At 61.3% G+C, this 19004-nt stretch carries 14 protein-coding genes and 4 tRNA genes; 5 read left to right on the top strand and 13 right to left on the bottom strand.

The window, feature by feature from the left end; translation table 11 throughout:
- Positions 1 to 83: 83 nt before the first annotated feature.
- The gene (locus tag QMX97_RS26935; RefSeq protein ID WP_106804652.1) at positions 84 to 1046 is read right to left on the bottom strand and encodes a zinc-binding dehydrogenase; all 963 of its coding nucleotides are present in this window, start codon (positions 1044 to 1046) and stop codon (positions 84 to 86) included.
- A gap of 138 nt (positions 1047 to 1184) precedes the next feature.
- Here QMX97_RS26935 and QMX97_RS26930 point away from each other — a divergent pair, with 138 nt between their 5' ends.
- Positions 1185 to 3266 carry a carboxy terminal-processing peptidase gene (locus tag QMX97_RS26930; protein ID WP_226939950.1) on the top strand — a complete coding sequence of 694 codons (2082 nt, stop codon included), beginning with the start codon at positions 1185 to 1187 and terminating at the stop codon, positions 3264 to 3266.
- A gap of 118 nt (positions 3267 to 3384) precedes the next feature.
- Positions 3385 to 5154 (top strand): bifunctional diguanylate cyclase/phosphodiesterase, encoded by a 1770-nt coding sequence (locus tag QMX97_RS26925; protein WP_065901923.1) that lies wholly within the window; start codon positions 3385 to 3387, stop codon positions 5152 to 5154.
- Here QMX97_RS26925 and QMX97_RS26920 read toward each other — a convergent pair.
- The 4 genes from QMX97_RS26920 to QMX97_RS26905 all read right to left on the bottom strand — a co-directional run bounded on the left by QMX97_RS26920 (position 5151) and on the right by QMX97_RS26905 (position 7555).
- Positions 5151 to 5522, bottom strand: coding sequence for a hypothetical protein (locus QMX97_RS26920; protein ID WP_005786715.1), 372 nt, complete (start codon positions 5520 to 5522; stop codon positions 5151 to 5153). The two genes, QMX97_RS26925 and QMX97_RS26920, sit on opposite strands and share 4 nt — an antisense overlap.
- Positions 5519 to 5857 (bottom strand): helix-turn-helix transcriptional regulator, encoded by a 339-nt coding sequence (locus QMX97_RS26915; protein WP_201143866.1) that lies wholly within the window; start codon positions 5855 to 5857, stop codon positions 5519 to 5521. Before QMX97_RS26915 ends, QMX97_RS26920 begins: the two co-directional genes overlap by 4 nt.
- Positions 5858 to 5953: 96 nt before the next feature.
- Complete coding sequence (locus tag QMX97_RS26910) at positions 5954 to 6409, bottom strand: YkvA family protein (RefSeq protein WP_065901361.1); 456 nt, start codon at positions 6407 to 6409, stop codon at positions 5954 to 5956.
- Between the two features lie 414 nt (positions 6410 to 6823).
- Positions 6824 to 7555 carry an FKBP-type peptidyl-prolyl cis-trans isomerase gene (locus tag QMX97_RS26905; RefSeq protein WP_012723274.1) on the bottom strand — a complete coding sequence of 244 codons (732 nt, stop codon included), beginning with the start codon at positions 7553 to 7555 and terminating at the stop codon, positions 6824 to 6826.
- A gap of 247 nt (positions 7556 to 7802) precedes the next feature.
- On the opposite strand from QMX97_RS26905, the gene QMX97_RS26900 reads away from it, so the two are divergent.
- Positions 7803 to 9611, top strand: coding sequence for a di-heme-cytochrome C peroxidase (locus QMX97_RS26900; RefSeq protein WP_106804653.1), 1809 nt, complete (start codon positions 7803 to 7805; stop codon positions 9609 to 9611).
- Positions 9608 to 10774, top strand: coding sequence for a catalase family protein (locus QMX97_RS26895; protein ID WP_282397904.1), 1167 nt, complete (start codon positions 9608 to 9610; stop codon positions 10772 to 10774). Before QMX97_RS26900 ends, QMX97_RS26895 begins: the two co-directional genes overlap by 4 nt.
- A gap of 228 nt (positions 10775 to 11002) precedes the next feature.
- Here the strand turns inward: QMX97_RS26895 and QMX97_RS26890 are convergent, their stop codons facing one another.
- The 8 genes from QMX97_RS26890 to QMX97_RS26855 all read right to left on the bottom strand — a co-directional run bounded on the left by QMX97_RS26890 (position 11003) and on the right by QMX97_RS26855 (position 17833).
- Entirely contained in the window at positions 11003 to 12283 is a 1281-nt protein-coding gene (locus tag QMX97_RS26890) for an MFS transporter (protein ID WP_282397903.1), read from the bottom strand.
- 16 nt (positions 12284 to 12299) lie between these two features.
- Positions 12300 to 13235: a LysR substrate-binding domain-containing protein gene (locus QMX97_RS26885; protein ID WP_282397902.1), complete on the bottom strand. Its 936-nt coding sequence runs from the start codon at positions 13233 to 13235 to the stop codon at positions 12300 to 12302.
- A gap of 82 nt (positions 13236 to 13317) precedes the next feature.
- Positions 13318 to 15327: a CocE/NonD family hydrolase gene (locus QMX97_RS26880; protein ID WP_282397901.1), complete on the bottom strand. Its 2010-nt coding sequence runs from the start codon at positions 15325 to 15327 to the stop codon at positions 13318 to 13320.
- An 85-nt stretch (positions 15328 to 15412) separates the two neighbouring features.
- Complete coding sequence (locus tag QMX97_RS26875; protein WP_065901386.1) at positions 15413 to 16996, bottom strand: BCCT family transporter; 1584 nt, start codon at positions 16994 to 16996, stop codon at positions 15413 to 15415.
- 316 nt (positions 16997 to 17312) lie between these two features.
- Positions 17313 to 17389: transfer RNA gene (locus QMX97_RS26870), tRNA-Asp, on the bottom strand.
- A 19-nt stretch (positions 17390 to 17408) separates the two neighbouring features.
- Positions 17409 to 17484 (bottom strand) — tRNA-Val (locus QMX97_RS26865).
- A gap of 177 nt (positions 17485 to 17661) precedes the next feature.
- Positions 17662 to 17738, bottom strand: a tRNA-Asp gene (locus QMX97_RS26860).
- 19 nt (positions 17739 to 17757) lie between these two features.
- Positions 17758 to 17833 (bottom strand) — tRNA-Val (locus QMX97_RS26855).
- A gap of 159 nt (positions 17834 to 17992) precedes the next feature.
- Here QMX97_RS26855 and rdgC point away from each other — a divergent pair.
- Positions 17993 to 18913, top strand: coding sequence for a recombination-associated protein RdgC (gene rdgC / locus QMX97_RS26850; RefSeq protein WP_065901389.1), 921 nt, complete (start codon positions 17993 to 17995; stop codon positions 18911 to 18913).
- Positions 18914 to 19004: the final 91 nt, after the last annotated feature.

The raw sequence follows: 19004 nt of genomic DNA, 5'->3' as shown, positions 1-19004 counted from the left end.
GTGAAGAATGTTTCATCTGACACTCCGCTTTCGCCAGCAAGCCCGCTCCCACCGTTTGATCTCATTTCAGCCGGAGACCGGTGTCAGACCAATGTCTCGTCAATCACCAACACCAATTTCCCGGAAATCTGGTTGCTCGCCAAGGCTTCAAACGCTGCCTCGGCATCCTTGATCGGGAACGTCTTGGCCAATTGCGGGCTCAAGCGACCTTCGGTGAACAGCGGCCACACGTGCTGGCTCAAATCACTGAACAGGTCCGCCTTGAACTGATCACTGCGGCTGCGCAGGGTCGAGCCCAACAACTGCACACGCTTGCCCAGCACTTGGGCCAGGTCCAGTTGCGCCTCGCGGCCACCCATCAGGCCGATCAGCACCCAGCGACCGTCCAGGGCCAGCAGTTTGAGGTCCAGCGCGGCGTAGTTGCCGCCGACCGGATCGAGGATGACATCGAACGGCCCGAAGTCCCGCAGCCCTTCGATGCCGTCGGTACGTACCACGCCGCCCTGGGCGCCCAATTCTTCGCAATACGCCAGGCGTTCCGCCGAACCGACACTGACCCAGCACGGGCTGCCAAACGCCTTGCACAGCTGGATCGCCGCCGAGCCCACGCCACTGGCACCGGCATGCAGCAAGACTTTTTCACCCGGCTTGAGGCCCGCCAGTTGGAACAGATTGAGCCACGCCGTGCTGTACACCTCAGGCAATGCGGCCGCTTCGACCAGCGACAGCCCTTCCGGCGCCGGCAGCACATGCCGTGCGTCCACCACCACTTCTTCGGCCATGCCACCACCGGCCAGCAATGCGCAGACGCGATCGCCCACTTGCCAGGACGAGCCCGCACCGACTTCGCTGATCACCCCGGAACACTCCAGGCCCAGCACATGGCTGGCGCCGGGTGGTGGTGGATAAAGCCCGGCACGCTGTAATAAATCTGCGCGATTGAGGCCCGCAGCCGCCACGCGAATGCGAACTTGGCCTACATCGCAGGTAGGACTTGGTTCTTCCAACCACTCCACATGACCTTCAACGCCTTGCAATGCTTTCACAGTGCCTCCATAGTGAACCTGGACTGAGCCCGTAGCAGTAGCGCCGGGCTTTTTGCATTATGCGACCGGACCATATGGAACCGGCGACTTCAAAGACGGCCTAATATGCGTTATCAATTGCCCCCGCGTCGAATCAGCATGAAGCATTTGTTCCCCAGCACCGCCCTCGCTTTTTTCATTGGTCTCGGCTTCGCGTCGATGTCGACCAATACGTTCGCAGCCAACAGCTGGGACAACCTTCAGCCTGATCGCGATGAGGTGATTGCCAGCCTCAACGTCGTCGAGTTGCTCAAGCGTCATCACTACAGCAAGCCGCCGCTTGACGATGCGCGCTCGGTGATCATCTACGACAGCTACCTCAAGCTGCTGGATCCGTCGCGCAGCTACTTCCTGGCCAGCGATATCGCTGAGTTCGACAAGTGGAAGACCCAGTTCGACGACTTCCTCAAGAGCGGCGACCTGCAGCCCGGCTTCACCATCTACAAGCGTTACCTGGACCGCGTCAAAGCGCGTCTGGACTTCGCCCTGGGTGAGTTGGACAAAGGCGTCGACAAGCTCGACTTCACCCAGAAGGAAACCCTTCTGGTGGATCGCAAGGACGCGCCTTGGCTGACCAGCACCGCCGCGCTCGACGACCTGTGGCGCAAACGCGTCAAGGACGAAGTGCTGCGCCTGAAGATCGCCGGCAAAGAGCCCAAGGCGATCCAGGAGCTGTTGACCAAGCGCTACAAGAATCAGCTGGCACGTCTGGACCAGACCCGTGCCGAAGATATCTTCCAGGCCTACATCAACACCTTCGCGATGTCCTACGATCCGCACACCAATTATCTGTCGCCAGATAACGCGGAAAATTTCGATATCAATATGAGTCTGTCGCTGGAAGGCATCGGTGCCGTCCTGCAAAGCGACAATGACCAGGTCAAGATCGTGCGCCTGGTGCCGGCAGGTCCGGCGGACAAGACCAAGCAAGTGGCCCCGGCCGACAAGATCATCGGTGTGGCCCAGGCCGACAAAGAGATGGTCGATGTGGTCGGCTGGCGCCTGGACGAAGTGGTCAAGCTGATCCGTGGGCCGAAAGGCAGCGTGGTGCGCCTGGAAGTTATTCCGCACACCAATGCACCGAACGACCAGACCAGCAAGATCGTGTCCATCACCCGTGAAGCGGTGAAGCTCGAAGACCAGGCCGTGCAGAAGAAAATCCTCAACCTCAAGCAGGATGGCAAGGATTACAAGCTGGGCGTGATTGAAATCCCGGCCTTCTACCTGGACTTCAAGGCCTTCCGTGCTGGCGATCCGGACTACAAGTCCACCACGCGCGACGTTAAGAAAATCCTCACGGAACTGCAGAAAGACAAAGTCGACGGCGTGGTCATCGACCTGCGCAACAACGGCGGCGGTTCCCTGCAGGAAGCCACCGAGCTGACCAGCCTGTTTATCGACAAGGGTCCGACCGTGTTGGTACGCAACGCTGACGGCCGTGTCGACGTGCTCGAAGATGAAAACCCGGGGGCCTTCTACAAAGGGCCGATGGCGCTGCTGGTCAACCGTCTCTCGGCCTCGGCGTCGGAGATTTTCGCCGGCGCCATGCAGGACTACCACCGTGCACTGATCATCGGCGGCCAGACCTTCGGCAAAGGCACCGTGCAGACCATTCAGCCGCTGAACCATGGCGAACTGAAACTGACCCTGGCCAAGTTCTACCGGGTTTCCGGGCAGAGCACCCAGCATCAGGGCGTACTGCCGGACATTGATTTCCCGTCGATCATCGACACCAAGGAAATCGGCGAAAGCGCCCTGCCGGAAGCCATGCCGTGGGACACCATCCGTCCTGCGATCAAGCCGGCGTCCGATCCGTTCAAGCCGTTCCTGGCACAGCTCAAGGCTGACCACGACACCCGCTCCGCCAAGGATGCCGAGTTCGTGTTCATCCGCGACAAGCTGGCCCTGGCCAAGAAGCTGATGGAAGAAAAAACCGTCAGCCTCAACGAAGTGGATCGTCGCAAGCAGCACACCGACATCGAAAACCAGCAACTGGTACTGGAAAACATCCGCCGCAAGGCCAAGGGTGAAGATCCACTCAAGGAGCTGAAAAAAGAAGATGAAGATGCGCTGCCGGCCGAAGCCGAGAAAACCAAGCCGGAAGACGACGCTTACCTGGCCGAGACGGGCCGGATCCTGCTGGACTACCTGAAGATCACCAAGCAGGTGGCCAAGCAATAAATGATGGCGATTTAATGTGATCGCTCCTTGGAGTGTCATCATATAGACATCATTCTGTCGTGAAATGAAGGACCGCAGGCGTCATGCCTGCGGTCCTTTTTTTTCGATCGAGATCGCCATGACCATGACCGAACAGCTGAATGCATTGGGCTCTATCCTGGCTCAAGGCAGTTTGCACAGCCTGTTCCAACCGATCATCTGCCTGTCTGAACGGCGCATTCTCGGCTACGAAGCCCTCAGTCGTGGCCCCTCGAACAGCCCCCTGCACTCCCCTGTCGCCCTGTTTTCGGTGGCCAGCCACGCGGGACGCCTCAGTGAACTGGAAATCGCCTGCCGCGAAAGCGCGTGCCGACGCTTCAGTGAACAGAAGCTGCCGGGCAAGCTGTTTCTCAATATCTCGCCGGAATCCCTGATGGAAACCGCGCACCAACCAGGGCGCACCCTGCAACTGCTGCGCGACTTTGGCATCCCGCCGAGCCAGGTGGTGATCGAACTCACCGAGCAGACGCCCACCGACGACTTCGACCTGCTGCAGACCGCCCTGCACCATTACCGCAACATGGGTTTCGCCATCGCGCTGGATGATTTGGGCGCCGGCTATTCCAGCCTGCGGCTGTGGTCGGAGCTGCGCCCGGACTACGTAAAGATCGACCGGCACTTTATCGACGGCATTCACCAGGATGCGCTCAAGCGCGAGTTTGTCGGCTCCATCCTGCAGATCGCCAGGGCTTCCCGGGCCCAGGTGATTGCCGAGGGCATCGAGCTGGCGGAAGAGCTGGCTGTGCTGACGGAGATGGGCGTCGACCTGGTCCAGGGCTACCTGCTCTGCCGCCCGCAGGAACAGCCGCCGCAAGAGGCGCGCCTGATGCTGCCCAAGCCGGACAACGCCAACATCGCCCTCAGCGAAGAAGGCAGCGACCTCAGCGCGCTGCTCAACGAACAGCCGGCGGTGGACCAGGACACCGCCACCGCCCAGGTACTGGAGTCATTCCGCCGCCAGGCCAACCTCAACTCGCTGGCAGTGCTGGACGGGCGCGGCCACCCGGTCGGCATCGTGCATCGGCATTCGCTGTCGGATGCACTGCTCAAGCCGTTCGCCACCGACCTGTTTGCGCGCAAACCGATCAGCCGCTTGATGAGCGATGATTTTCTGGCGGTGGAGTTGAGCCAGTCGCTGCAACAGGTCAGCCGCCTGCTGACCAGCCGCGCGCGGCAGCGCATCGAAGAAGACTTCATCATCACCCTCAATGGCGACTACCTGGGGCTGGGCCGGGTGATCGATGTGCTCAAGCTGATTACCGAGCTGAAAATCCAGCAAGCGCGCTATGCCAATCCGCTGACCCTGCTGCCAGGCAACGTGCCGATCCAGCAATGCCTCACACGGTTGTTGCAGCAGCAGCGCGAGTCGGTGATCTGCTACGTGGACATCGACAGCTTCAAGCCCTTCAACGATATCTACGGTTATGGGCGTGGGGATGAGGTGTTGCTGTGCCTGGCGCAGTGCCTGAACGACCGAGTCGACCCGAGCCGCGACTTTGTCGGACACATTGGCGGGGATGATTTTTTGCTGGTGCTGGGGCCGCAGGATTGGCGCAAGCGTCTCAACCAGTTGCTGGATGATTTCCATACCCAATGCCGGCGTTTCTATCGCGCCGAGCACCTCGACGCTGGCTGCTTCGTGGCGTTGAATCGCCAGGGCGTGCGTCAGGAGTTCGCGTTGCTGTCACTGTCGATCGGCGTGGTGCACTTATATCCACAGGCCTGTGGACAACTCGATGCCAGCCAGTTGGCCGAGATGGCATCGCAAGCCAAACACCATGCCAAGGATGTGGCCGGCTACAGCATTCATGTGATCGACAGCATGGACATGCAGCCCCAGGCGCTTTAAGCCTCGGCGGATTCGGGGTACTCGTATTCAAACACCCGCACCACCTCCGAGGCATGCCAGGAGGCTGCGGCCACCCCATCGGACGGCCCGCTGAACCGACCCAGGCGCTCCACGCATTCAAAAAAGCCGGTACGCGGCAGGCGACTCGCGCCCTGGCTGATCACCAGTGAGCTGCGCAACGGCTGCTCGGCCTTGGCGTCCAGCGCCGCAAGGTGTTCCAGGGCCGCGGCCAGGGTTTGCATGGCCGGCGTCGGGAATTGCAGGCGCTCCAGCAGCGCGCGGTAGGTCAGCAAATGGCGCTGGCGGCGCGCCTGGTCCAGTTCGTTGAGTAACCCATCCCAGTGTTGACGGCTGATACGTAAGCTCAAGATTCATCCCTCCAACCTGCAACGCCCAATTCCCAGGCCAGGCTGCGGCGAATCGCGGCATCCGGCTGGCGCTCACCACTTTCGATCAATCCAAGATACGAGGGGCTGATACCCACGGTGCGGGCCAGGGTCTCGATGGCCAGGCCCTTGGCCTCGCGCAAGCCGCGCAGGTCTGCGAGCGGGCGCATATCCTCAGCGGGGGCGGCGTGGGCAGTAACAGCAGGAGGCGGTGCGGGGTGTGGCTGACCGGCAGCTTTTAGCAGCGCCTGGTACTGGTCCCATGGCAAAACCGCGTATTCGGGCTCGCCATTGCGTGAAATTATCTGAATATCCATGACTGCCCCGTAGGATCACAACACTTACAGCGTAAGTTCTTTCCTTAGGAGTGTAATCCTAACAGCCACAAAGGTCGCAGGGGGATATCCGTATGATCAGTTTTTTTGCGGGTTTTCCTTGGCGAGCAAGGCAGGCGTGGCTGGCAGTCGCTCGACCACCGCGAGTTTTTCCGGACGCTGCGCGTCGCGCCAGGCGCGAAAGGCGCTCAACTCACCGTCGAGGGTCTTCATGACCCACGCCAGCACGGCGATGTCATCGAGCATGCCGAACACCGGAATGAAGTCCGGTATCGCATCGATCGGGCTGAGGAAGTACATCAACCCCGCTACCACCGAGATCAGTGCCTTGGGGCTGATTGCACGGTACTCGCCGCGCCAGTAGGCCAGGCACAGGGCCTGGAGCAACTTCAGATCATCCTTGAGCTTGCCCAGGCGATTACCCTGGCTCGAGCCCTTGGCGGCGACGGCGAACAGCAGGGTCGGCAAACGCCCACGACCAAGCAAGCGGGCGGCCATGGGCAAGAAGCGGGTGAAATTGAAGGGTGGTTTCATTCGTCACTCCAGTTCCAGGCGACATAAAAGGTTATCCACACAAATTGTGGATAACCTTGTGAACAGAGCCTATTTTTCCGGCTGAAAGCCACGCAGTACAAGGCTTGCAGTCAGATCGGGCGTTTTTTGCGCACATTAAAAAAACCCAAGATTTCATTGACTTGGCGTAGATGTGCGGCTACCCGTACTCGAGTCTTATATCAGACTCCACGCCCCATCATGGGTTCGATCAGATTTCTGCAGGTACTGGCTTGCCAGCCATGAGTGTCAACGATTACGCCAGTATTCTGGAGAAAATGCAGTGGCTCAGCGCTTTTCGCCGACAAGCCGACTCCTACAGGGAAGCACGCGTTTTCCGACGGCCAGAAACAACAACGCCCCGTCGAGACGGGGCGTTGAGTGTTCGGGTGCCGTTTACTTCTTGGCGGCAGGTGCTGCAGGGGCTTCAGCCTTGGCTGGGTCCTTGATGGCCAGCAGCTCCAGGTCGAATACCAGCACCGAGTTGGCTGGAATCGCCGGGCTCGGGCTCTGTGCGCCGTAGGCCAGGTCGGACGGGATGTACAGCTCGACCTTCTCGCCTACGTGCATCAGTTGCAGGCCTTCGACCCAACCCGGGATCACGCCGCTGACCGGCAGGTCAATCGGGCTACCGCGATCCACGGAGCTGTCAAAGGTGGTGCCGTTGGTGAGCTTGCCGGTGTAGTGCACAGTCACCACGTCAGTCGGCTTAGGCTGAGGGCCGTCGGCTTTCTTGGTGATCTTGTACTGCAGACCGGAAGCGGTGGTGACTACGCCGTCTTTCTTGGCATTGTCTTCGAGGAATTTCTTGCCGGCGGCTGCCGACTCTTCGCTCATCTTGGTCATGCGTTCTTCTGCACGCTTCTGCAGTGCGGCAAACGCTTCAACCAGCTCGTCGTCTTTGAGCTTCTGCTCTTTCTTGCCGACGGCATCTTCGATGCCCTGGGCTACCGCTTTGGAATCCAGGTCATCCATGCCTTCCTGGGCAAGGCTTTTGCCCATGTTCAGGCCGATACCGTAGGAAGCTTTCTGCGCCGGGGTTTTCAGCTCTACGCTGGTCTGCGAATCACAACCCGCAAGTACCAGGCTAACCAGGGCCACCGCCGCCGCCAACCGATGCTGTTTCATGCTATTTCCTTGTTCATGCGCCAAAAGGGCATTCGAATTAAGTCGCGAGCTTATCAGGCGGCCACGACCAATGGCTACCGGCATGTGAGCAGGAAACTTCCGATAAGTTCACGTGTTTAAAAGCATTTTCATTCATTATGGGGACCCGCGAAGGATCGTGGGACCGCCTACTACCAGGCTCATGGCCACTTGCCGCACTTATGGCGTAGTGGCATAACAACGCGACAACTCGACAAGGATAGTTATCTTGCGCATTTTTTCCCGTGTTTTACTGTTGATATTCATCCTGCTGGGGCTCGCCCTGGCCGTGGTGATCTATTACACCCTCAACCCCAGGCTGCCGGAATACGTGCCCGTGGAGCAGGTGCACTACCAGGATCAATGGAGTGCCGTCGACCGCCAGACCTATTACTTCACGCCCCAGGGCACCCAGGTCAAGGGCCTGCATTACAACTGGTTCACTGCCCTGGAACTGCCGTTTTCCGAACAGCGCTTCGCCACGCCGGAGTACCTGGCGCGCTTCGGCTTCCTGGTCGACCCCAAACAGGTGCCCACCGCGCAAAACCCCGGCAACCTGCCGGTGGGGTTTGCCCGGCACACCAACGCCGGCAGCAGCGTTGAATACCTGGACATCACCTGCGCCGCCTGTCACACCGGCGAGCTGCACTTCAAGGGCCAGGCCCTGCGCATCGATGGCGGCTCGGCCCAGCATGTGCTGCCGTCCAGTGTGCCCACGTTGCGCGGCGGCAGTTTCGGCCAGGCCCTCGTCGCCAGCCTCGCGGCAACGTATTACAACCCGTGGAAGTTCGAGCGCTTCGCGCGCAAGGTGCTCGGCGATCAGTACGATGCCCAGCACAGCCAACTGCGCCAGGACTTCAAGCAGTCGCTGAACCAGTTCCTGAAAGTTGCCTGGAACGACACCCACCGCGGCCTCTACCCCACCGAAGAAGGCCCGGGCCGTACCGACGCGTTTGGTCGCATCGCCAATGCCAGCTTCGGCGACGCGATTTCGCCGGACAACTATCGCGTCGCCAATGCGCCAGTGGACTACCCGCACCTGTGGGATATCTGGACCTTCGACTGGGTGCAATGGAACGGCTCGGCCCAGCAGCCGATGGCGCGCAATATCGGCGAAGCCCTCGGTGTAGGCGCCACCCTGACCTTCTTCGACAGCGCCGGCCAACCGCTCCAGGGTGACGCGCGCTACCCATCGAGCGTGCGCGTACGCGACCTCAACCTGATCGAAGAAACCCTGCAACGGCTCAAACCGCCGACCTGGCCGGAAGACCTGTTCGGCGCCATCGACAAGCCCCTCGCCGCCCAGGGCCGCGCACTGTTCGCGGAAAACTGCGCCGGTTGCCATGTGCCGACCGTCACCCAGGAAAACGGCCGCCCGGTCCAGCAACTGAAAATGCTCCCGGTGGAGTACATCGGCACCGACCCCGGCACCGCCAGCAACATTGCCGACCAGCGCTATGACCTCAGCGCCCTGCAGTGGGACCCGGCGGAGCTGGCCAAGTTGAATGTCGAGCTGCACCCCACGCCGACCGAGCCACTGGACCTGAAAAAAATGTCCGTGGCCAAGGGCCTGGCCTACGTCACGGCGTTCGTTGAAGAGCACGCCTATCGCGCCGCCGGCGTCACCCCCGCCGAGCGCCCGCAGCTGGATGGCTATGGGCTGCCCATCGGCGTGCGTGAGCTGCGCGCCTACAAGGCCCGTCCGCTGGCCGGCGTGTGGGCCACCCCGCCGTTCCTGCACAACGGCTCGGTGCCGACGATCTACCAATTGCTCTCGCCCCAGGACGAGCGCAGCACCACCTTCTATAAAGGCACGTTCGACTATGACCCGCGCCATCTGGGCTTCCAGACTGCCGTGTTCAAGAACGCCTTCCTGTTCGATACAAAACTCACCGGCAACCACAACAGCGGTCACGAATTCCGTGCCGGCCAACGTGGCAACGGCGTTATCGGCCGCGGCTTGCTGCCGCAGGAACGCTGGGCGCTGCTGGAATACCTGAAAGTGCTGGGCGGCCCGCTGGAGCAACAACTGCCATGATTATCCGATCTCGATACGACCGACCTTCCCTGCTCTCCCGTCTCTGGCTGCGCCTCGGCGCGTGGCTCGGCAAGACCCTGCTGTGGCTGGTGGGCCTGGGCCTGCTCGGCTGGCTCGCCGCGACCGCCTGGTACGCCTGGCAGCACAGTGGCCCGGTATCACCGAACGAGCAGGTCCCGCAAGATGAAGCGGCGATGACCCAGGGCATTATCCAGACAGCGGTGCGCATCGTTGACCAGCACCGCGAAGGCACGCGCTACCTGCGCGATGCTCACGCCAAGGCGCATGGCTGTGTGAAGGCCGAAGTCAGTGTGCTGGCGGACCTGGACCCGGCCTTGCGCCAGGGCGTGTTCGCCGAGCCGGGCAAGACCTGGCAGGCGCTGATTCGGCTGTCCAACGGCAACGCCTACCCGCAGTTCGACAGCATCCGCGATGCCCGCGGCATGGCGCTGAAGTTGCTGGATGTGCCGGGCAAACAACTGCTGGCGGATCAGCAAAACCGCACAGAGCAGGACTTCGTGATGTTCAGCCACCCGAATTTCTTTGTCAGCGATGTGGCGGAATACGCGCAGAACATCGGCGCACAAGCGGATGGCAAGAAAGTCCTCGCGTTCTTCCCCAAGGTCGACCCGCGCAGTTGGCAGGTACGGCATCTGTTTATCGCCCTGGCGACCCTGGCACCCGCCCCTGCCAGCCCGACGCAGACCACCTACTTTTCGGTATCGCCCTACAAGTTCGGTGCGGCCAACGCCAAGTTCCGCGTGGCACCCGATCCGCAGGATTGCCCGGAATACGTGCTGCCCAAACAGAACCAGGACCTGCCCAACTTCCTGCGCAGCGCCTTGAGCCAACAGTTGTCCACCGACCGCGTGCCGGCGTGTTTCGTGCTGCAGATCCAGCGACAGAACCCGCAGAAATTCATGCCGATCGAAGACACCAGTATCGAATGGCAGGAGAGCGATGCGCCCTATGAGAGCGTGGCCAAGGTGCGCATCCCGGCCCAGGATTTCGATACCCCCGAGCAGAACCTGGCGTGTGACAACCAGTCGTTCAACCCCTGGTTCGGTGTGGCAGAGCATCGCCCCATCGGCGGTATCAACCGCTTGCGCAAGGCGGTGTACGAAGCGATCAGCGATTACCGTCACAGCCGCAACAACCCGTAAAGAGTGCGTAATAACGGGCCCGGCGCCGTAAGGATTGCGTCGGGTCTATTGAGCCATTTTCGGCGCGAAACTACCGTGGATGCCTACTCCATCACGTAGGCATTTTCCATGGAAAGCTCAACCCTCGGCATGCTCGTCCTGACCATAATCGCCGTGTTCGGCACCGCCTCATTTTGCTTCGAGCACCTGGCCACGCGCCAGACGCGCAAGAAAAAAGCCAAGTAGGCGTCAGGCTCGGGTATCGGGTACCGGGTCGTTGATCACCAGTTCTTCGGGGATCTCGTCCACCCGTGGGTCGAGCACTGCAGCCATGGCCCCCATCGGATGTTCCGGCATGGCCACGTGGTGCAACGGCGCGCCTTCGACCCGATACTCGCCGGTGACCTGCTTGGGCTGTACACGCCAGATCAGCAACAGCGCGCAGGCCGAAAACAAAATGTAGAACGCACCGTGGCCGTAGCTGTTCATCAGTGCGCCGCTGAGCATCGGCCCCAGGCACGCGCCAATCCCGTGGGTCGCCAGCATCATCGCGCTCAAGGGCACGCGCCGGGGCTGTTCGACGTTGTCATTGGCCAGCGCTACCGCCAGCGGGTACAGCGTGAACAGCAGCAAACCGCTGAGAAAGCCGAACACCAGCAACAAGGCATACGGCAGTTGCACCAGCCCCCACAGCGGAATCACCACCAGCCCCAGGGCCAGGGCGCAGCTACGGATCAACCGGGACCGATCAATGCGATCCGACAGCCAGCCGATCGGCCACTGCCCGCACAGCCCGGCAAAGATCGACACCGCGATGAAGGTACTGGCCTGGGCCGTGCTCAGGCCGTTGCGCGTGGCGAATACCGGAGCCAACGCGTAAAACGCGCCGATCATCAGGCCGGTGACGAACACGGTGGTCAGCGCCTGCGGCACCCGCCGCCAGAAAAACCCCACTTCCAGCGGCGCCGCCACCAGCTTGGCCGGGTGCAGACGCTTGGTCATGGTCACCGGCAGCAGGCACGCGGCAAAGCAGATCGCCACGATTATCAGCGGCTTGAAATCCAGCTCCGGGCGCCAGATCAATACGCCCTGCCCCAACATCAAGCCCAGGGACACCGCCACCATGTAGCCGGCAAACACCGCGCCGCGCTGGTTGTTTTCCGCCTGCTCGTTCAGCCAGCTTTCAATGACCATGTACTGGTTCATCATGACCAGGCCCATCACGAATCGCAGCACCAGCCAGAACGCCAACTGCTCGAACAGCACATGCAGCAGCACGATGATGGTAGCGACGCCTGCACACGCCACATACGAGCGCACATGCCCGACGCCCGCGATCATGCGGTGGCCGAACTTGGCCCCGCAGACCATGCCACCGTAGTACGCCGCCGTCAGCGCGCCGATCCACAGCTCGTTGATGCCCTGACTGCTCAAGCGCAGGCCGATAAAACTGAAAAACAGCCCGTTGCCGGTGAGCATCAGGATGGTCGCGCTGTACAGCGCGGGGAAGGTCAGGAAAGTCAGGTTCATGGTGGCAAGTCGAAGGTTAGAGGGCGTCGTTCATATGGCTGGCCTGGGCCAGCAACCATTGGCGAAAGCTGCGCGCAGCCGAGGGCAGGTTGCGGTGGTGCGGCTGCATCAGGTGCAGGCGACCCCGGCTGTGCATGGTTTGGGGCAAGGCCATCTGCAGGCGACCGGCAGCCAGCTCGCCCATCAGCAGACTCTTCCAGCCCAGGGCCACGCCGTGGCCCATGACCGCCGATTGCATCAACAGTTGATAGCTGTTGGTGCGCAATGCATGACGCGGGGTGTGGTAATGGGCGCCGACATCGGCGAACCAGTCGGTCCAGGTCAGCCAGTCATGGGAGTGGTCCTCGACGATCAGCAACGTATGGGCATGCAGCAACTGTTGCACGTCGCTGATCGGGCCGTGACGCTCGATATAACCGGGGCTGCACACGGCGATGACCTGCTCGCGCGCGAACACCGGCGACAGTTCCAGGTCGTGGGGTGGCGGCAGCTCATCGAGGTGATAGAACAGGCCCAGGTCGTACTCGCTCACATCGAGATGATCAGGACTTTCGCTGCACAGAATGCGGATATCCAGGTCCGGGTGTTCGCGCTGGAACTCCGGCAGCAGGCCGGCGAGCCAGATCGAACTGATGGTCGGCGTGCTGGCCAGGGTCAATTGGCGATCGGCGCCGCGCCGACGCAACTCGGCGGACTCGCGGTCAAGTTCGCGCAACAGCCGCTGGACGGTCCGAAAGTAGCGAACCCCGGCGGGCGTCAGGCTCAATCCCAGTGCCAGCCGGTAGAACAACGGGCGCGCCAGGTCTTCTTCCAGACGCTTGATCTGGCGGCTGACCGCGCTCTGGGTCAGGTTCAGTTCATGGGCAGCCTGGGTAAAACTCAAATGACGGGCCGCCGCTTCGAACGTCTGAAGGCAGTTGAGGGGCGGAAGGTCGACGTTTCGGCGTGACATAAGCGGTTCCAATGGCAGAACGGGCCCGGGTTTGGCCGGGCCCGCAGAGATCACGTGGCCAGGCATCCTGCCAGTTGCTGACTCACAGCGCGACCCTGGCCACGCGCTTGCTCCATTGCCGACGGTGTTCCAACTGGCCGTTCTCCCAGGCCGTCTGCTCCGCCTCGACGTAGAACCACTCGGCATCGGCGTGCACGCTCAGGCGGCTTTCCACCTCCACCTCCCAGGCATCGCGGCCCACCCGATAGTGCCACTGGATATCGGCACGGGTGGACAGCGGGTCCCAGGGCAAGGTGCGATATTGCTCGGTGCAGCGCTGGTCCACGGACAGGCCGTGATCGGTAAAGCGCACGGCCCCCAGGTCGTCTTCGATCTTCACGCAGACTTCGCCACTGCCCACGTCTTCGGTCAAGGTGCGTTTCGGCGCGGCGGCACGCAAGACTTCCAGGGCCGCCGGGGGTGCCGATTGCGGCGCCTCGAACGGGCAGTCCACCGCGTCGCCGACGAATACCGGCAGTTGCAGGCTTTGCACACCCGGCAGCAAGGTCAGCGTGGTCAGCTCGCGACTCGGCCACAGCAACGGGAAACTTGCGGTGCTCAGGGCCAGGCGCAAGCGATAGCCGGCCGGCAAACGCATGCCGATATGATCGAGGCTCAGCTGCACGTCCATCGCTTCACCCGGAACTACCGGTGTGACGTGGGAAAAGTCTTCGCGAAGAGTGAGATTAAGTACGGCATAACTGATCTGCGTGACCTGCCCATCCGGCGCCACCGCATTCAGGCGCGCGACCAATTGCCCACAGGTCGTATCGCTGGCCAGGCGCAACGTGAGGCGCACATCGCCCAACAGCGCTAAGGGTTCGGTCAGCGGCTGCGAGTCGAAGCACAGCGAGTGGGCATCATCGCGACGCTGGTCCGTCGGCCCGTCGGGGCCAAACCAGATGGCGCAGTATTCACCCTGGTGCAAGCCGGTGGTCAGCGGCGAGCACACGCTGCGGGGCGCGGCCAATGCGTGATTGCCGGGCGTGAGGCCGCGCTCGTCGAGACTGAAATCGCGCCACTGCACTTGCGGGTCCGGCCAGCCCGAGGTCTGCACCCAAATGCCGGGACGCTCGGCGTAACTGCCTTTGGGTGACAGAATATCCTGTAGGTAAAAGGTGCAGGCGGCAGTGTCCATCACGCCATTTTCGATACCTTTAAGCCAGTAATCCCACCAGCGCAGGGCTTCTTGCAGGAAGCCGATGGCCGGATTCGGCACGGCAAAATGCGGATACTTGTGAATCCACGGGCCGATCATGGCCTTCCTCGGCCCCGGCAGGTGCTCCATCAGGCGCGAGACCGTGTTGCGGTAAGCATCGCCCCAGCCACCGACGGCGTACACCGCCGCCTTGATCTTCGAATAGTCCTCGCACACCGAACCGTGGCGCCAATAGTCATCGCGGGTCTGATGTTTCAGCCAGGTTTCGGCGAGCAGCGGCATGCCCTCCAGGCGCTGGTGCCAGAGGGTTTTCCAGGCGTCGCCCACCAGCAGGGGATCGGGCACCGCGGCGCTGAAATTGAGCATGGTCGCGGCCCAGCCGAAGTTCTCCATCAGCAGGTTGCCGCCCTTGTAGTGGATGTCATCGGCAAAGCGGTCATCGGTGGAGCACAAGGTGATGATCGCCTTCAACGCCTCTGGCTGGCGCGCTGCGACCTGCAGGCCGTTGAAGCCGCCCCACGAGATGCCCATCATGCCGACGTTGCCGTCGCACCAGGGTTGCCGGCACAACCAGTCGATCACTTCGAGGGCGTCGTCCTGCTCCTGCAACAGGTATTCGTCGGCCATCAGGCCTTCGGATTCGCCGTTGCCACGCATGTCCACGCGCACACACACATAACCCTGGCCCGCCATCCACGGGTGGGTCAGCGCATCGCGCACGGCAGTGCCGTCGCGCTTGCGGTACGGCAGGTATTCCAGGATCGCCGGAAAGGTCTGCAAACCGGCGACTTCCGGCAGCCAGATGCGCGCGGCCAGTTGGGTGCCGTCCTTCAAGGGGATCAGGCAATGCTCGATTTCACGGACCTTGTAGGCAAACTCGGTAACGATTTCCATCGGTAGCTCCAAACGCGTTTATTGCAAACAAACGACTCCCCCGCGCCCGCCAGGGAGCGCGTGGGGAGGCACACAGTTTCATGAGTTAGCGGGCGTATGCCGCGACGGGGTCGGCGTCACGCACGTCGGGTTCGCTGACGGGCTGCTGGCGTTTCACCTCGAGTAACGCGGGGTTCTTCAGCCAGAAGATCAGCGAGGTACTGGCCAGCAGCACCAGGATCATCCCCGGTAGACCGCCGAGGTTGGAGAGCATCTTCACGCCGTCGATGCCGATGAAGGCGACCATCACCCACGACACCGTGCCGATAATCACCCCCCACACAATCTTCAATGTCGGGTTGCCGTCCAGGTCGGAGTCGGCCGTCACGCCTTTGCTGCACAGGTTGGCGATCACATCGGTGCTGGAGTCTGCGGCGGTAACGAAGGAGATGAACGCCACGAACAGCAGGAACGCGACCATCAAGGCGCTGGCCGGCAATTGCTGGAACATCTGGTACAGCACATGTTCCACGCCCTGCTCGTTCAACACGCGGTTGAGGCTGCCGTCGCCCAGGGCGTCGAAGTACAGGCTGGTGCCGGAGAAGATGCAGATCCACACCGCGGTGAACAACGCCGGGTACAGCATGTTGATATGAATGAATTCGCGCACGGTGTAGCCGCGGCCGATCTTGCCGAGGAACAGCGCACTCACCGGTGCCCAGGCAAACCACACCGACCAGTAGAACACGGTCCAGCTCTGTGGCCAGGTGTCGCCGCTGGCGGCGCCGGTGAACAGGCTGCGGCTGAAGAAGGTGTCGAGGTAGATGCCCAGGGACTCGACGCCCAGGCTGAACATGTACAGGGTCGGTCCGCACAACAGCACGAACAGCCCCAGGGCCAGCATGATCCAGGTGTTGAACGACGACAGCATCACAATGCCGCGCTGCAGGCCGCTGGCGGCCGAGGCGACAAAGGTGATGACAATGATCGCGATGATGATCGCCAGGCGCAGGGGTGTGGTTTCGCCGCCGATGTACTGGCTCAGGCCACCCGACAAGGTCAGCGCGCCAGTGCCCAGGGACGAAGCCATGCCGGCCACCAGGGCAAACATCGCCAGGGTGTCGATCAACCCGGCATAGCGCTTGACCCGCGCCTCGCCCAGCAGCGGCTCGAGCATGGCACCAATCGAGAAGTTGCCGCGGCGGTTGTAGAACACCAGCGCAAACACCAGCGAGGGCACCAGGTAGATGGCGTAGGGGGTGATGGTCCAGTGCAGGAACATCGTCGACATGGCAAAGCTTTTGGCCGCGCCGCTGCCTGCTTCGATGGGCAGGCTGGTGGGGGGGCCGTAGAGGTGATAGAGCGGTTCAGCGGTGGTCCAGAACAACACACCGACCGCCAGGGTGGTGCACAGCGCCACCATGAACCAGCGCCACTTGCTCAGCAGGGGCTGGGCATCTTCGCCGCCGATACGCACCCTGCCCAGCGGCGACAGGTAGACAATCGCAGTCAACACCACCATGGCGAACGAGCCGGCGCTGAACAACCAGGAGAAGTTGTTCAGGATCAGGCTGTTGAGCTGTTTGCTGACCGTCAGGAACGCATTCAGGTCAATGTAGCTGGCGATCACTGCCGCCAGCAGGATCAGGAACGTTGGCCAGAACACCAACGGACGCAGTGGATATTTCATCAAGTGCCATTCCCCTTGCAGACTATTTTTATCGCCTTGACAGGCCATTGTTAGAGAGCGGGCACCACAGCGTCCTGCTGCGGTAGCTCGCCTGGAAGTCTTCGCGTGGCATAGATAACCGTTTAAGCGGCAGGAGGCGCAATCGACCAATGGGCATGGGGGTATTCCGCCACGTCATGGCGTACCCACCGTTCAGGATGACCCTGCAGTGCACATGGCAAGGTGACGGGAGGTCAAATCGCAGGCAAAAAAAAGCCCGCTCAATGAGCGGGCTTCTTGTGGCGACCTGGCGTTCAGTGTTCCAGGTTGCCGAATATGGCGCAGCGGACGGGACTCGAACCCGCGACCCCCGGCGTGACAGGCCGGTATTCTAACCGACTGAACTACCGCTGCGCGTAACACTTGAAGCGAATGGTGGGTGATGACGGGATCGAACCGCCGACCCTCTGCTTGTAAGGCAGATGCTCTCCCAGCTGAGCTAATCACCCTTCGTTTCGGTGTGGGCGCATCATACACCAAAAAATCGTAATGTCTTGATTTAAATGCAATTTATTTAAAAAAAGTTTAAATCACGCTTTTTTGCCATATTTCGGGCAGAAAAAAGCCCGCTCAATGAGCGGGCTTTCTGTGGCGACCTGGCGTTCAGCGTTCCAGGTTACCGAATATGGCGCAGCGGACGGGACTCGAACCCGCGACCCCCGGCGTGACAGGCCGGTATTCTAACCGACTGAACTACCGCTGCGCGTAACACTTGAAGCGAATGGTGGGTGATGACGGGATCGAACCGCCGACCCTCTGCTTGTAAGGCAGATGCTCTCCCAGCTGAGCTAATCACCCTTCGTTTCGGTGTGGCGCGCATTCTACGGAGCGACCCTGGGTCTGGCAAGCACTTTCTTAAATCTTTTTTTTGAGGCCTTCCAATGGCTTAGGCAGGGTTGGCCTCAGGCGATATCAAGAGAATAATGCCCCCCTTTGTATAAAGGAGAGACTCACCCCATGTGGTTCAAGAACCTGCTTATCTATCGCCTGACCCAAGATCTGCCCGTTGATGCCGAGGCGTTGGAAGCGGCAATGGCCACCAAGCTGGCGCGCCCTTGTGCAAGCCAGGAGTTGACCACTTACGGTTTCGTCGCGCCTTTCGGTAAAGGCGAAGACGCTCCTCTGGTTCACGTCAGCGGTGACTTCCTGCTGATTGCCGCGCGCAAGGAAGAACGCATCCTGCCGGGCAGCGTGGTGCGTGACGCGCTGAAAGAGAAGGTCGAAGAGATCGAGGCCGAGCAAATGCGCAAGGTCTATAAAAAGGAACGCGACCAGATCAAGGATGAAATCATCCAGGCCTTCCTGCCCCGCGCCTTTATCCGTCGCTCGTCGACCTTCGCCGCCATCGCGCCGAAACAGGGCCTGATCCTGGTCAACTCGGCCAGCCCGAAACGTGCCGAAGACCTGCTCTCGACCCTGCGTGAAGTAATCGGCACCCTGCCGGTACGTCCACTCACCGTGAAGACCGCACCGACCGCGATCATGACCGACTGGGTCACTACCCAGAAGCCGGCCGATGATTTCTTCGTCCTCGACGAATGCGAACTGCGCGACACCCACGAAGACGGCGGCATCGTGCGCTGCAAGCGCCAGGACCTGACCGGCGAGGAAATCCAGCTGCACCTCACCACCGGCAAAGTCGTGACCCAACTGTCGCTGGCCTGGCAGGACAAGCTGTCCTTCATGCTCGACGACAAGATGACCGTCAAGCGCCTGAAGTTCGAAGACCTGCTGCAAGACCAGGCGGAACAGGACGGCGGTGAAGAAGCCCTGGGCCAACTGGATGCAAGCTTTACCCTGATGATGCTGACGTTTGGCGACTTCCTGCCGGCGCTGGTGGAAGCACTCGGCGGCGAAGAGACTCCACAAGGCATCTAAAGCCATGTGAAGATCAAAATGTGGGAGCGGGCTTGCTCGCGAAGGCGGTGGATCAGTCAGCAGATGGATTGACTGGCACACCGCCTTCGCG

This window comes from Pseudomonas sp. PS01298 (assembly GCF_029959745.1).
Lineage (GTDB): Bacteria > Pseudomonadota > Gammaproteobacteria > Pseudomonadales > Pseudomonadaceae > Aquipseudomonas > Aquipseudomonas aylmerensis.
This window is presented reverse-complemented; position numbering and strand designations above follow the sequence as displayed.

What these genes read in the sequence shown, in the direction of transcription:
- QMX97_RS26930 (WP_226939950.1), top strand. Translation starts at nt 1,185, where the DNA reads ATGAAGCATTTGTTCCCCAGCACCGCCCTCGCTTTTTTCATTGGTCTC.
- QMX97_RS26925 (WP_065901923.1), top strand. Translation starts at nt 3,385, where the DNA reads ATGACCATGACCGAACAGCTGAATGCATTGGGCTCTATCCTGGCTCAA.
- QMX97_RS26915 (WP_201143866.1), bottom strand. Translation starts at nt 5,857, where the DNA reads ATGGATATTCAGATAATTTCACGCAATGGCGAGCCCGAATACGCGGTT.
- QMX97_RS26910 (WP_065901361.1), bottom strand. Translation starts at nt 6,409, where the DNA reads ATGAAACCACCCTTCAATTTCACCCGCTTCTTGCCCATGGCCGCCCGC.
- QMX97_RS26905 (WP_012723274.1), bottom strand. Translation starts at nt 7,555, where the DNA reads ATGAAACAGCATCGGTTGGCGGCGGCGGTGGCCCTGGTTAGCCTGGTA.
- QMX97_RS26895 (WP_282397904.1), top strand. Translation starts at nt 9,608, where the DNA reads ATGATTATCCGATCTCGATACGACCGACCTTCCCTGCTCTCCCGTCTC.
- QMX97_RS26890 (WP_282397903.1), bottom strand. Translation starts at nt 12,283, where the DNA reads ATGAACCTGACTTTCCTGACCTTCCCCGCGCTGTACAGCGCGACCATC.
- QMX97_RS26885 (WP_282397902.1), bottom strand. Translation starts at nt 13,235, where the DNA reads ATGTCACGCCGAAACGTCGACCTTCCGCCCCTCAACTGCCTTCAGACG.
- QMX97_RS26880 (WP_282397901.1), bottom strand. Translation starts at nt 15,327, where the DNA reads ATGGAAATCGTTACCGAGTTTGCCTACAAGGTCCGTGAAATCGAGCAT.
- QMX97_RS26875 (WP_065901386.1), bottom strand. Translation starts at nt 16,996, where the DNA reads ATGAAATATCCACTGCGTCCGTTGGTGTTCTGGCCAACGTTCCTGATC.
- rdgC (WP_065901389.1), top strand. Translation starts at nt 17,993, where the DNA reads ATGTGGTTCAAGAACCTGCTTATCTATCGCCTGACCCAAGATCTGCCC.